Here is a 16,441-nt window from a genome sequence, read left to right on the forward strand (position 1 = left end):
GCCTATATTCAGCAAGGTTGTCCGGCTATTATGAAAACCTTTAACCGGACAAGTTATTTACTAATTACAACTTTTCATCACACAATATCACCGGCATTACAGCGCCTCCGCCTCACAATTCATGGCCAACGCCATGCTTAAGGTCTTAGCCAAAACAGTTTTATTTTCACTATCTTCCATCAGACTAAAATGATCCCCCGGAACCGAGGTTAATTGTAGCGAAGAGTCAGGAACTATCTGTTCCCAACCTAACGACGGCTCCATCGTTACGGACTGTAGCGCAACATCGGTAACAAACGGGATCTGCGGATAAGATTCCATCGCATAGAATTGATGCAGCGTTATCGCCAGAGCTTTCGGCTGATAATCCTTGACCATTTGGACATAATTTCCCATCTGTACCCAACGTTTGGCAATTAAGTCAGGGTGCAGATTTGATGGGTATAATTCCAGCTCCTGCGCGGCCGCAATAAATTGCACTAAATTCAGTTCATCCATTTTCTGATGCAATGCTTCAATCTCTTGAGGATGCTCATCCACTGACTGCCTTGCCAATTCAGCAAGGAACTGGAGTTTAGGTTGATCGACTCGTGTCTTGAAACAGTGAGGAGCAGGCGTATCAATTAGCCCTAAGAAATTCACTGTCTCTCCGGCATGCAACAGTTGCTGAGCAATGGCATAAGCCAGTATGCCGCCGGAAGAGTAGCCGTATATCCGGTATGGGCCTTCTGGTCGCACCGCCTTCATAAAGGTGATCATTCTGGTCGCCAGCGCTTCAATGGTGGATACCGGTTCCTCATTGATGGATGGCCAAGGTAGTGCATAAATCGGGTAATCTGCCTGAATATGCTGCGCCAGACCGAAAACGTATGAGTAATCATCCATGCCGCTCGGTACGAAGAAGAGCGGCGGCTCGGTGCCATCCGGTCGTACCGGTATGGCGCTGATTTGCCACTGAGACAGCGGATCTGAGGTGATCTCCGCCACCAGTTCCGCTAGCACCGGGAATTGGAACAGATTATTTAGCGAGCAAATTAATCCCCGTTCTGCGGCCAGATTGATCATCCGCATGGCGAGCAGCGAGTGTCCACCGAGGGTAAAGAAATTGTCATGCCGACCAATCCGCTCAACCCCCAGTAATTCACGCCAGATGGCCGCCAAGGCGATCTCCGTTTCTCCTTGCGGCGCTTCATAGATCTGACGAGCAAACGCATTCTGATCAGGCGCTGGCAATGCCCGGTGATCCAACTTGCCGTTCGGAGTCAACGGAAAGGCGTCCAAACGCACAAACGCCGCCGGTACCATATAGTCAGGCAATAAAACTCTTAAATGACGATGCAATTGGCTAGCCAGCCCGTTATCCTCTGGCGCCACCACATAAGCCACCAGACGTTTATCCTGACCGTCACCTAGTGCCAATACTATCGCTTCGCGCACCACAGGATATTCCGTCAACCGCGCTTCGATTTCACCCGGTTCAATACGGAAGCCGCGGATTTTAATCTGCTGATCGTTACGCCCTACAAACACCAGATTGCCATCTGGCAAATAACGGGCCAAATCCCCGGTGCGGTACATGCGATCATCCGGTTTATCACTAAATGGATCTGCCAGAAAGCGTTCAGCCGTTAAATCAGGCTGGTTGAGATAGCCACGGGCGACACCAGCGCCACCAATGTACAATTCTCCCACTGCCCCAAACGGCACTGGCTGGCCGTGATTATCCAAGAGATAAATACGACTATTCGCTGTCGGGCGCCCGATAGGGATTAACATATCCGTATAATCTGGCGGACAATGCCAACAGGTTGCACAAACGGTAATTTCTGTCGGGCCATAAGCGTTAAACAGCGTTGCCCGACCACGCAGCGCTTGCAACAACGCCGCACTGGGTGCTTCTCCGCCCAGTATCAAGGTGGGTTTTATCGTTATCGCCGGTAAATCGGCCCCATCCCGTAGCAGAGCCGGAGTTAAACAGGCGTGTGTTACCCGCTGTTCTTCCAGATAACGCCACAAGCGCAGCGGGTCCTGACGAACCGTATCAACCGGAATGTCCAGCGTCGCTCCCCCACACAGTGCCATCATGATTTCCCAGACACTGGCATCGAAACCAAATGAGGCAAATTGCAAGAGCCGACTATCCGCGTGAATGTCAAATTGGGTGATTTTCTCCCCAATCAGGTTGACCAAGCCACAGTGTTCCACCATCACCCCCTTCGGCGTGCCGGTGGAACCGGATGTGTAAATCACATACGCCAGATGCCGTGAAGTGAGTTCAGGAACTTGCGGGTTGTTATCCGGTTGATCAGACAGGATCGTTGGATCAAGCGCCGTTAATCCAGCAAGCGCCTGTTCGCCTAGCGCAGCGCGGCCCGCATTATCCGCCAGCACCACTGACGGCGCCGCATCCGTGAGCATATAAGCCAGCCGATCACCCGGATAAGATGGGTCCAAAGGAACATAAGCCCCACCCGCTTTCAATACCGCCAGTAGCGCGACCACTCTTGCCGGTGAACGCGTGACACAAATCGCCACCCGCTGATCAGGCTCCACTCCGAGTTCAATTAATTGATGAGCCAGTCGGTTAGCTCGCGCGTTCAGTGCCGCATAGCTGAGGGTTTGCTCTTCGTATATCAGCGCCGCCGCATCAGGATTTTTCGCCACTTGTTGTTCAAACAGGTGATGAATACACAACGGGGCGGAATGCGCCGTTTGCAAGCCATTGCCGATTTTCAGCAGCAGTTTCCTTTCGTCTGTCGGTAATACTTCCAACTGCCGAACCGGAGTTTCCGGGGCATGTTCAAGCGCGTCGACCAAACTTTCCAGCGCCTGTTGCATATAGCCACACACCCGCTCGGCATCAAACGGCTGGACGATTTGCGCAGTCAGCCCCAATGCCTCACCAAAATCTTCCACCGACAGTGTAAACGGATAGTTAGTCCGCTCTTGCGCACCAAGAAATTCGACGCCGCTCATGATTTCATTCGATGTCGACGACGACGCGTTGTGTCGATAGTTCAACAAGGTACTAAACAGCGGCGTTCCCCCTTGCACCCCGCTACAACGTTGAGCCAGCGCCAGTGATGCATATTCGTGTTCCAATAATCCCGCTAGCCGGTGATGTGCTACCTGTACACTGTCTCGCACCGGGGTATCATCCATATCCAAGCGGAGCGGCAAGGTATTGATAAACAGTCCCATGCCATTTTCAGCCCCTTCACCCGCCGCCATGCGTCCAAACAACACGGTGCCAAATACCACTCGCTGCTGTCCGCTGGTACGCGACAACACCTGTGCCCAAGCCAAGTGACACAGCGCCGCCAGACTGACACTCAACCGCCGAGCTTGACCACGCAAGCGCTCATTTAACTCGGTAGTCAACATCCGATGTGATTCGGTCATCTGAGAACCATCATGGCGGACTTCCGCCAATCCAAACGGTAGTGTCGGTTCATCCACCTCAGCCAACATCTCAGTAAAGAAACGGGTATGTTCCACCTGACTCATCCCTAACCGGGACTGCGCCACTAGATTGCGGAATGGCGCCGGGGCAGGTAAGTCGCTTTCCTGCCCGTCAAGGTATGCCTGAACTTCGTGACTCATCACATCCAACGCGGTATGGTCGCCAATCAAATGGTGCATCAGTTGCAACACAATCCAGCGGCCATCACTCTCCTGTGCCACCACAAAGCGCAACAGCGGCGCTTGCCCCAAATCAAGGCGATATTGGCGTGGGTTAAAACGTTGCGCTAATTGTTCGCTGATCGGCCCGTCAGCCGGATCTAATATCAGTTCCGTCACCGACAATCGCACCTGACGGCAGACAACCTGTGCCGGCACGGATAATCCTTGCCAGATAAAGGCAGTCCGCAAGATGTCATGACGATTAATCACCTGTTGAACCGCCGCCAGATAACGATCTAACAGCTTCCGATCAGCAAAGGCCATTTGACCGGCCAACAGATAAGGATCGCCTTCGTCTGCCAGCAAATGGTGGAACAAGATCCCATCCTGTAACGGCGATAACGCATAGATATCCTGAATATTGGCTATCCCGCCCGGTACCTGCTCAATGATGTAATCAATTTCAGATTGAGTGAGTTCAATCAGCGGTAACATTGCCGGTGTTAATACCGTAGTGGCTGGTGTAATGACGTTAGCCGGTACGCTTTCCGCCTGATTTAGCTTCAATGTTTGCGCCAATTCAGCCAATACCGGCGATTGGAACAGATCACGTACTGCCAACATTAATCCCAAGTTACGCAGACGCTCAACCATGCGTACCGCAAGCAACGAATGGCCGCCCAAAGCAAAGAAGCTGTCGTACCGACTGATCTGCTCAATGCCCAATAGTTCACGCCAGATATCAGCCAGTACGGTTTCGGTTTCTCCCTGTGGCGCAGCGTAAATCTGGCGGGCAAAGGCTTCCTCCCCCGGCGCAGGTAACGCCCGGCGATCCAGCTTGCCGTTAGGCGTCAACGGAAAAGCCTCCAATCGCACAAAGGCCGCCGGTACCATGTAGTCAGGCAACAATCCGCTCAGATATTCGCGCAGGCAGTTAACCAACCCGTCATCCTCTGCCGCCGCCACATAAGCCACCAGCCGTTTGTCCTGACCATCACCCAAGGCCAGTACCAGTGCTTCACGGACTGCGGGGTGCTCTGTCAGTCGAGTTTCGATTTCCCCCGGCTCAATTCGGAAACCACGGATCTTAATCTGTTGGTCATTACGGCCAACAAACACCAGATTGCCATCCGGCAGATAGCGCACCAAATCGCCGGTTCGATACATTCGGGCATCAGCAATTTCACTAAATGGGTCTGCAAGGAAACGTTCATCAGTCAATTCAGAACGATTGAGATAGCCACGCGCTACACCGACGCCACCAATATAGAGTTCACCTACGCCTCCCAACGGCACCGGCTGGCCGAGAGCATCCAACAGATAGATACGAGTGTTGGCTGTCGGGCGCCCAATAGGAATGAGTTCATCCCCACAGTTTGAGTAACTTGAATAGTTTGATGGGCAACGCCAGCTCGTGGCACAAACGGTGATTTCTGTCGGGCCATAAGCATTGAATACCGTTGCCTTGCCGCCCAGCGCCCTAAGCAACGCCGCGCTGGGCGCTTCACCTCCCAATATTAATGTGGGTTTTATTGTTATCGTCGGCAAATCGGCCCCATCCCGCAACAGAGCCGGTGTCAGGCAGGCATGCGTTACCGAGTGGGCTTCCAGATAATGCCAGAGAAGATTAGGGTCCTGACGGATAGTGTCGACAGGAATATCCAAAGTAGCGCCACTGCATAGCGTCATCATGATTTCCCAGACACTCGCATCAAAACCAAATGAGGCAAACTGTAACATTCGGCTAGCAGGTAAAATGCCGAATCGGGCGATTTTATCCCGGATAAGGTTAACCAACCCACGATGTTCAACCATCACCCCTTTTGGCGTGCCGGTCGAGCCGGAAGTGTAAATCACATACGCCAGATGGCGGGCGGTCAATGTAGGCAGTTGTGGGTTGTTATCCGGTTGATCAGGTAATGAATTCGGATCAAGTAGAATCTGCCCCGTAAGCATTTGCTCGCCTAAGGCTGAACGTCCAACACTATCGGCCAATAAAATAATCGGTTCAGCATCAACCAAAATATGGACCAGACGCTCTCCCGGATAGGCAGGGTCCAGCGGCACATAAGCGCCTCCCGCTTTTAACACCGCCAACAACGCCACTATCCGCGCCGGTGAACTTGCTACGCAAATCGCCACTCGCTGATCCGGCGTCACACCCAGTGCAATAAGTTGGTTCGCCAATCGGTTAGCATCAGTATTCAATTCCGCATAACTGAGGGATCGCTCTTCACACACCAGTGCCGTGGCATCCGGGGTTTTCTCCACCTGCTGCTCAAACAGTTGATGAATGCACAACTGCTCAGGATAGGCTGTTTCAGTGGCGTTCCAGGTTTTTAACAACAATGTGCGTTCGGTTGCCGGCAGAATTTCTAACTGCTGTACCGGCATGTCGGGCGTCTGCTCAAGGGCATCCGCCAAACTTTCCAATGCCTGTTGCATATAGCCGCATATCTGTTCTGGATCGAACGGTTGCACTACTTGAGCTGTCAGTCCCAGATCGGAACCCTCATCTTCTACCGACAAGACAAACGGATAGTTAGTCCGCTCCTGTGCGCCAAGAAATTCGACACCGTTCATGATCTCATTCGGTGTTACCGGCTGAGTATTATGGCGATAGTTCAACAGCGCATTGAAAAGCGGCGTTCCACTGGCTACGCTACTGCAACGTTGCGCCAGCGCCAGTGAAGCGTGTTCATGTTCCAGCAATCCCGCCAATCGGCTATGTGCTATACGTACACTATCCCGCACCGGGGTGTGATCGATATCCAACCGCAACGGCAAGGTGTTAATAAATAGCCCCATGCCACTATCAAATCCTTCACCCGCCTGCATACGTCCAAACAACACGGTGCCGAACACCACTTGTTGCTGACCACTGGTACGCGACAATACCTGCGCCCAAGCCAAATGACACAACGCCGCCACACTGACGCCCAACCGCCGCGCCTGACCACGTAAGCGATCGTTTAGTCCTGTCGGCAACATTCGGTGAGATTCCGTCACCTGTGAGCCATCATGATGTGCTTCCGCCAACCCAAATGGCAACGTAGGCTCCTCCACCTCAGCCAGCATGTCGGTAAAGAAGCGAGTATGCTCTGCCTGACTGATTCCCTGCCGAGCCTGTGCCACTAAATGGCGGAACGGGACCGGCTCAGGCAAGCTATCTATTTGCCCCAAGAGGCAAGCCTGTACTTCGCTGTTCATCACCTCTAACGTAGTGTGGTCGCCAATTAGGTGGTGCAACAATTGCAATACAATCCAACGGCCATCGCTCTCCTGTGCCACAACGAAACGTAATAACGGAGCCTGATTCAGGTCAATACGATGCCGACGCGGGTCAAAACGTTGGGCCAGTTGGTCACTTATCGGCCCATCCGCCGGGTCGAGCGTCAATTCCGTCACTGACAAAGGCGCCTGACGGCAAACTACCTGAGCCGGCGCAGATAACCCTTCCCAAATAAAAGCGGTACGTAAGATATCATGGCGGTCAACCACCTGTTGAACCGCCGCCAGATAACGGTCTAGTAAAAGCCGATCGACAAAAGCCTGTTGAGTGATCAGTAGATAGGGATCACCCTCATTTGCCAATAAATGGTGAAATAAAATACCATCCTGTAACGGTGACAAGGCATAGATATCCTGAATATTGGCAATTCCACCCGGTACTTGCTCAACAATGCGATCAATTTCAGCTTGAGTCAGATCAATCAGCGGCAACATGGCTGGCGTCAGCACCGTCGTATCCGCGGTAATACCGTTATCAGGCACGCTAATTTCACGATGCTGCGCCAAAGATTGGGCCAATACACTTAATGTCGGATGCTGGAATAGCGTTTGTACCGACAGGCTTAAACCAATACGTCGTAAACGTTCAATCATCCTGACCGCCAGCAGCGAGTGACCGCCCAAGGCAAAGAAACTGTCATGCCGACCGATCTGCTCAAGATTCAGTAATTCGCGCCAGATAGCCGCTAACGCTATCTCAATTTCTCCTTGTGGCGCTTCATAGACCTGACGAGCAAAAGCGCCCTCCCCCGGTGCGGGCAGTGCTCGGCGATCCAGCTTACCGTTAGGAGTCAACGGAAAGGCATCCAAACGCACAAAAGCCGCCGGCACCATATAGTCAGGCAAAATATCACTCAGATGTTCACGCAGTTTGGTTGCCAGCTCGTCATCCACTTGCGCCACCACATAAGCCACCAGACGCTTATCCTGTCCGTCACCTAACGCCAATACCAGCGCTTCACTTACCGCAGGGTGTTCAATCAGTCGTGCTTCAATTTCTCCCGGCTCAATGCGGAAACCACGGATTTTAACCTGTTGGTCATTACGGCCAATAAACACCAGATTGCCATCCGGCAGGTAACGGGCTAAATCTCCGGTCCGGTACATTCGGGCATCCGTCTCATTACTAAACGGATCATTCAGGAAACGTTCAGCGGTCAATTCAGGGCGATTGAGATAACCACGCGCTACCCCAACGCCGCCAATATACAATTCTCCCACTGTGCCCAATGGGACCGGCTGGCCGTGTTTATCCAGCAGATAGAGACGTTTGTTGGCGGTCGGGCTGCCGATGGGAATGAGTCCCCCGGTATAATCTGGCGGGCAATCCCAAGTGGTCGCGCACACAGTGGTTTCCGTCGGCCCATAAGCGTTAAACACATCAGCCCGGCGGCACAGTGCCTGAAATAACGCGGGACTCGGCGCTTCTCCTGCAAATATTAATGTTGGTTTTATCGCTATCGCCGGTAAATCGGCGCCATCGTGAAACATAGCCGGCGTCAAACAGGCATGGGTCACCGCCTGTCCTTCCAGGTAATGCCAAAGGCGCTGTGGATCTTGACGCACTGTTTCGGTAGGAATAACCAGCATGGCCCCACAACTCAGCGCCATCATAATTTCCCAGACACTGGCATCGAAACCAAATGAAGCAAACTGCAACATTCGGCTGGCAGAGCAAAAATCAAACTGGGTAATTTGTGTCAGTGTCAAATTAACCACGCTACGATGTTCAATCATCACGCCTTTTGGCCTGCCAGTTGAACCAGAAGTGTAAATCACATAAGCCAGATGCTGTGGAGTCAATCCAAAGACTTGCGGGTTATTGTCTGGCTGCTCCGGCAAGGTATTCGGATCGAGCACCGTCAGCATCGCCAGAATGTCCTCACTTAGCGCAGCCCGCCCTGCATTATCCGCCAGTACAATCGCCGGTGCGGCATCAGTGAGCATATAAGACAGGCGTTCACCGGGATAGGCGGGATCTAACGGCACATAGGCTCCGCCCGCTTTCAGCACCGCTAACAACCCGATTATTCTCGCAAGTGAGCGCGTCACACAAATCGCTACCCGCTGATCCGGCGTTACGCCTAAGGCGATAAGCTGATGAGCTAGCCGGTTGGCGCGGACATTCAGTTCCGCGTAGCTGAGCGTCTGGTTTTCATAGATTACCGCTATGGCGTCCGGGGTCTTTTCTGCCTGTTGTTCAAATAGCTGATGAACACATACCTGAGTAGGATACGGTTCTTCGGTCGCATTCAAATTCTCCAGCAATAACTCCCGTTCCGCAGATGACAAAATGTCGATAGCCGTGACAGGTTGTTGAGGCTGGTTCACCATTGCCCGCAATATGGCCTGCAAATAACCCACCTTCCTTTCGATGGTTTCATGGTCGAACAGGGCGGAAGAATAGTTCAGTTCTCCGACAATTTCGCCCGATTTTTCCGTTAATTCCAGTTGCAGATCGAATTTCGCTATATCATATTCCAGCTCGAATGGTGTTACCGCCAATTCCGGTAATTGCCATTCCTCTGTTTCATTCTCCTGCCAGGCAAACATTACCTGGAACAGTGGCGTATGCTCCGGTCTGCGCGGCGGTTGAACAATTTCCACTACCTGTTCGAAAGGCAGATCTTGATGCTCCTGCGCTCCCAGTGTCGTCTGCCGCACACGACGCAGTAGTGTGGCCACATCCGGCATGTCGGATAAATCGATACGCAACGCTAATGTGTTAACAAAGAAGCCAAGCAGTGGTTCAATTTCCCGCAGATTGCGGTTAGCGCTTGGTATACCAATGACGACATCATCCTGCCCAGACAAGCGCGATAGCAATGCAGCCCAAGCGGTTAACAGTGTCATAAACAGTGTGGCGCCATGCTGTTGTCCCAGATGTTTTAGCGCCTGTACCAACGGAGCATCAATGTGCACCGCTACCCGGCCACCGGTAAATGATTGTTGGAAGGGTCGAGGTCTGTCTATCGGCAATTCAAGCAATACCGGTGCGTCTGCCAACGTCCGGCGCCAGTAATCACTCTGTGCCTGTACTCCTTCACCAGAAAATACCTGCCGCTGCCAGGCCGCATAATCAGGATATTGAATGGTCAATAACGGCAACGGATCAGGCTGTTGATTTAGACCAGCAGCGTAAAGCGCCACCAGTTCTGATTCAAGTATCTTTAAAGACCAAGCATCGGAGATAATATGATGCTGAGTCAGTAAGAATATATGCTCTTCATCGGCCAGTTGGATCAATGCGCAACGAATGAGGGGGCCACGAGCAAGATCAAACGGCGTTTTAGCTTCCTGTACACACAAGCGCTTAAATTGTTCGTCCACGTTAGATGCTTTACGCAAATCGTATTTTTTCACCGGTAGACCAAATTCCGCCGGTAACAGTTCAACCTGAGGCTGACCATCAACTGTGATAAAAACAGAACGAAGCGCCTCGTGGCGAGCAAACAGGCGATTCAGGGCCTGCTGCCAGGCAGAGAGGTTAAGTTGGCCACGTAAACGCAAGGCTGTCGGAACATGGTAGGTATCACTCACCCCCTCAAATTGCGCCAGAAACCACAGACGCTGTTGACCAAACGATAAGGGCAAGACACTATCACGAGATATTGGCCTAATTGCAGGCAATTTATCACTGCCCGCATGACGTTGTGCGCAGATTTTCTCGGTAAACGCAGACAGTGACGGAAACATAAACAACGAAGCCAACGGCAGGTCGACGCCGAAAACAGCTATGCGGTTCATCATCCGTACCGCCAACAAGGAATGTCCGCCTAGGGCAAAGAAATTATCATGTCGGCCGATCTGCTCAATGCCCAGTAATTCACGCCAGATAGCCGCCACTGCAATTTCCATTTCCCCTTGTGGCGCGACATAAATTTGATGGGCAAAGGCATCCTCCCCCGGTGCCGGTAATGCCTGACGATCCAGCTTACCATTTGGGGTCAGCGGGAAGGCATCTAAACGCACAAAGGCCGCCGGTACCATATAATCAGGCAACATAGCGCTCAAATGAGTGTGCAAACTGGCCGCCAGTCCGCTATCCGCTTCGGCTACAATATAGGCGACTAAACGCTTATCCTGCCCATCCCCCAAAGCTACGACCCACGCTTCGCGCACCATAGGATGTTCCGCCAATCGGGCTTCAATTTCACCCGGCTCAATACGGAAACCGCGGATTTTAATCTGCTGGTCGTTACGGCCAACAAACACCAGATTGCTATCCGGCAAGTAGCGCACCAAATCGCCGGTACGGTACATCCGGGCATCGGCAGCATCACTAAATGGGTCAGCCAGAAAGCGCTCGTCAGTCAGATCAAGACGATTGAGATAGCCACGAGCGATACCATCCCCGCCAATATAGAGTTCCCCCACCGCGCCTAATGGGACTGGCTGGCCGTGGTTATCCAATAGATAAATACGCGTATTCGCCGTCGGGCGCCCAATAGGAACCAACACCTCGGTATAGTTTGGCGGACAACGCCAACTGGCGGCACAGACGGTAATTTCTGTCGGGCCATAGGCATTAAATAGCGTTGCCTGACGACTTAGCGCCCGTAGTAGCACGGGGCTAGGCGCTTCACCGCCCAATATCAATGTCGGTTTTATTGTTATCGTTGGCAAATCGCCCCCTTCTCGCAACAAAGCAGGGGTCAAACAAGCATGCGTCACCGATTGTTCTTCCAGATAATGCCAGAGGCGACGCGGGTCTTGACGAATAGTTTCGGCAGGAATAATCAGGCTGGCTCCACTGCCTAATGCCATCATGATTTCCCAGACACCGGCATCAAAGCCAAATGAAGCAAACTGTAACATCCGGCTAACGGGGCGAATGTCGAATCGGCTGATTTTATCCCGAATAAGATTGACCAGCCCACGATGTTCAATCATCACCCCTTTAGGCGTCCCGGTTGAGCCGGAAGTGTAAATCACGTAGGCCAGATGGCGGGAGGTCAATGCAGGAACCTGCGGATTGCTGTCCGGCTGGTCAGGCAAGATATGCGGGTCTAGTACCGTCAGCTCCGCAAGCGTTTGCTCACCCAATGCAGCCCGCCCAGTACTGTCCACCAGCGCTATTGTTTTTAACCCCACAGTCTTTAATCCCATTACCTTCAACCCCCTAGCCGGGGCTACATCGGTCAAGATATGCGACAATCGTTCTCCCGGATAAGCCGGGTCCAACGGCACATAGGCCCCGCCCGCTTTCAGCACCGCCAGCACCGCTATCACCCGCGCCGGTGAACTTATCATGCAAATCGCCACCGGTTGATCTGGTACGACGCCCAAGGCAAGCAGTTGATGGGCAAGCCGGTTAGCGCAGGCATTCAGTTGTCCATAGCTGAGTGTCTGATTTTCAGACATCAATGCAGTGGCTTCTGGGGTTTTCTCTACCTGTTGTTCAATTAACTGATGGATACAGAGTTGTTCAGGATAGGGGGTTTCTGTCGCGTTCCAGGTTTCCAGTAATAATGTACGTTCCGATTCCGGCAAAATGTTTAGCGCCCGTACCGGCGTTTCCGGCGCTAGTTCAAGGGCATCTACCAGACTTTCCAGCGCCTGTTGCATATAACCGCATACCCGTTCTGAATCAAACGGTTGTACCACCTGTGCTGTCAGCCCCAGTGTGGTGGCGCCATCCTCCACTGACAGGACAAACGGGTAGTTGGTCCGTTCCTGTTCACCCAGAAATTCGATTCCCGGCATTGCCTCATGCGGGATCATCGGTTGCTCATTGTGTCGGTAATTCAATAAGGCACTAAAAAGCGGGGTGCCTCCCTGTACCCCGCTGCAACGTTGAGCCAGCGCCAATGAAGCATGTTCATAATCCAGCAATCCAGCTAATCGGGTATGCGCCACCCTGACGCTATCCTGTACCGGAGTATCATCGATATCCAACCGTAATGGTAAGGTATTGATAAACAGCCCCATGCCGCTGTCAGCCCCTTCCCCCGCCGCCATACGTCCAAACAGCACGGTGCCGAACACCACTTTCTCTTGTCCGCTGGTGCGCGACAACACCTGCGCCCAAGCCAGATGACACAGGGTCGCCAGACTGACGCCCAGACGTCTTGCCTGCGCACGCAGACGATCATTCAACGTGGGAGACAGCATCCGGTGCGCCTGTAGGACCTGAGAACCATCACGATGGACCTCGGTCAGCCCAAACGGCAGCGTCGGTTCATCCACTTCTGCCAACATGTCGGTGAAAAATCGGTGATGCTCTGTCTGGTCAACCCCTTGCCGAGCCTGAGCCACCAGATTGCGGAACGGTACCGGCGCCGGTAGATTATCACCCTGTCCGTCAAGGCAGGCCCGAACTTCGCGGTTCATCACTTCTAGCGTGGTATGGTCGCCAATCAGGTGATGTTGTAATTGCAATACGTACCAGCGACCATCGGTTTCCTGTGCTATCACAAAGCGCAACAACGGCGCCTGATTTAGATCGAAACGGTGTTGCCGTGAATCAAAACGTTGCGCCAGTTGGTCACTGACCGGCCCATCAGTCGGGTTTAACTTCAGTTCAGTCACTGACAACGGCGCCTGACGCCAAACCACCTGCGCCGGAACGGATAATCCTTGCCAGATAAACGCGGTGCGCAAAATATCATGGCGGTCAACCACCTGTTGTACCGCAAATAAATAGCGGTCTAGCAAACCACGGTCAGCAAAGATCATTGGATAGGCCAGCAAGTAAGGATCACCCTCTTTCGCCAGCAGATGGTGAAACAAGATACCGTCCTGCAACGGCGACAACGCATAAATATCCTGAATATTGACCACCCCGCCCGGTACCTGCTCGACGATGTGATCAATCTCAGGCTGAGTCAAATCAATCAGCGGCAACATCGCTGGCGTCAATGCAGTGGTCGCCGCAGTAATGATATTCGGCGGCACTGCCACAATCTGATGTTGCTCCAATGTTTGAGCCAACTCCGCCAATATTGGCGCTTGAAACAGATCGCGGGCAGCCAATGTCAGCCCTAAATGACGTAGCTGTTCAATCATACGTATGCCGAGCAGTGAATGACCACCCAAGGCAAAGAAGCTATCATGTCGACTTATCTGTTCAATACCCAGTAACTCATGCCAGATAGTCGCCAACGCAATTTCCCTTTCCCCTTGCGGTGCGGCGTAAACCTGACGGGCAAAGGCGTCTTCGCCCGGTGCCGGCAACGCCCGGCGATCCAGTTTGCCATTGGGAGTTAGCGGGAATTCATCCAGACGCACAAAGGCCACCGGCACCATATAATCAGGCAACCGCGCACTTAAATGTTCACGCAAACGAGTAGGCAATTCGTTATCCGACTCCGCCAGCACATAAGCAACTAACTGCTTGTTCTGCCCTGTGCCTAACGCCAATACCACCGCTTCCCGTACTGTCGGATACTCTACCAGGCAGGCTTCAATTTCCCCCGGTTCAATCCGAAAACCCCGAATTTTCACTTGCTGATCGTTGCGACCAAGGAATTCTAGATTGCCATCCGGCAGATAACGAGCCAAATCGCCGGTCCGGTACATCCGCGCATTCGGTGCATCGCTAAATGGATCAACCAAAAAGCGTTCAGCGGTCAATTCAGGGCGATTAAGATAACCGCAGGCTACCCCGTCGCCTCCAACATAAATCTCGCCCACCCTTCCTAATGGCGCCGGTTGGCCTTGCTCGTCCAGTAAGTAAACCCGCGTGTTGGCAATGGGTCGACCAATAGGGATATTGGTTGTTCCTGTGGCTAAAGCTTCAATCCGGTATGTGGTGGTAAAGGTAGTGCCTTCGGTCGGTCCATAGGCATTCAATAACTGCTGAGGCGGGTTGTTACGTAAAACTTGGGCAATCACATGGGGATCAAGGATATCGCCGCCGACAATAAGGATTTTCATCTGTGGAAGGACTGGAGACAACTCCGCCGCCAGCCGGTTAAACAGGCCGACGCTTAACCATAAGATATTAATTTGATAACGGTCTAATGCCTGTACAAACTCCTGTGGCGTCAACAAAGTCGTGTGGTCAATAACGACTAGTGCCCCACCATTGAGCAAAGGGGCCCAGACTTCAAAGGTGCTGGCATCGAATGCCGGGTTAGCCGCAAAGGCAACTCGGTCATTGGGTTCAATTTCAACATAGCTATTATTAATAACCAGTCGAACCACAGCGCGGTGAGGCACAATCACCCCTTTGGGAGTGCCAGTCGAGCCGGAGGTGTACATAATATACGCTGGCGCGGTACTGGCACAAAGTAAGTCAGGATTAAAACTTTCTTCCTCCTTGCTCACGTCTGTCTCATCAGAGAGACGAATTAGCGGAACATCCAGATCAACCGGAAGATCCACTTCTGCACTGGTGAGCAACAATTTGGCTAAACAATCGCTTATCAGCCAATTTTTTCTCTCGTTCGGCGCTCCGGGATCGATAGGGACATAAACCGCGCCCGCCTTGAGAATAGCCAATTGAGCCACCACCAATTCGATAGATCGCTCTAACAGAATTGCCACAGGGTCATTCGGGCCAACCCCTTGTTTAATCAGTTGATGAGTCAGTCGGTTAGCGCGAGCATTCAATTCCGCATAACTCAGGGTCTTATCCATTGCTATTAACGCTGTGGCTGTCGGGGTTTTCTCCACTTGCCGTTCAAACAACTGATGAATGCCTAACTGGTCAGGATAGACGGTTTCAGTGGCGTTCCAGGTTTTCAACAGCAGTGTGCGTTCAGCTTCTGACAACAAATTAAGTTTCTGAACAGATATGTCATCACCAACCTTTTCTGACGGTACTTGTTCTAATCCAGCGTCAAAGATAATTTCCTTTTTAGCCATGCTATCTTTCATCTACTTACTACCTCAACGAATCTGTTAGTTATTTGAAAACTGTCATTCTCAACAGTCATCACAAATGTTTTGCCCTTATTTCTTTCCTCAAAGAAATAAAAACGGGCACGCACCAGGCATCAATTAAGATCCTCAGACAGCACATTCTTTTGGACGCTAGAGGTAATAGCCCGGTTGATAACCGCATAATTAACAATTCTGCGACAATTATTTTCCTGATAACGGAATAAACGATTCACCCAGTGAACCGGCAAAAGATATTCCATTTTTGTTCCTATTTTTTTAATAAGCGCCTTTGATTTTGTGCGATTTTTTATTGGCCGACGCTGAATTCCATAACTAAATAAAAATGGATTTATTGAATATATTTACTGGCATGAGTGTTAAATCCCTGTTGTATTTTGTCCATTTTGAATTAATATCACATGTAAATTATTTCATAAAAAAATCAAGTAATTATGAAGACAAATTAACCCTCCTGATCCCCAATTAACACCGAATTTACCTTGATAATTCTCTGTAAGATTAACCTCCCCGTATTTCGACGGGAAACAGATTGCACCATAAAAAGCATGATTTATCATTTGGTTATATTAATTAATGTATATTTATACACGTAAAAATTATCAACCTGCCTGATTACATATTATTTTATAATAATCAAATTATACAACTAATGTAAACGTTAATTACATTTAACACC

At 51.5% G+C, this 16,441-nt stretch carries 1 protein-coding gene and 1 pseudogene; both read right to left on the reverse strand.

What is annotated here, in order from left to right:
• Nucleotides 1-96: 96 nt before the first annotated feature.
• Nucleotides 97-15,738: pseudogene (locus tag B0X70_RS16695) on the reverse strand (non-ribosomal peptide synthetase); the annotation flags it as partial.
• Between the two features lie 119 nt (nucleotides 15,739-15,857).
• Complete coding sequence (locus tag B0X70_RS16700; protein WP_161786695.1) at nucleotides 15,858-16,004, reverse strand: hypothetical protein; 147 nt, start codon at nucleotides 16,002-16,004, stop codon at nucleotides 15,858-15,860.
• Nucleotides 16,005-16,441: the final 437 nt, after the last annotated feature.

The organism is Photorhabdus akhurstii, assembly GCF_019090985.1.
GTDB lineage: Bacteria > Pseudomonadota > Gammaproteobacteria > Enterobacterales > Enterobacteriaceae > Photorhabdus > Photorhabdus akhurstii.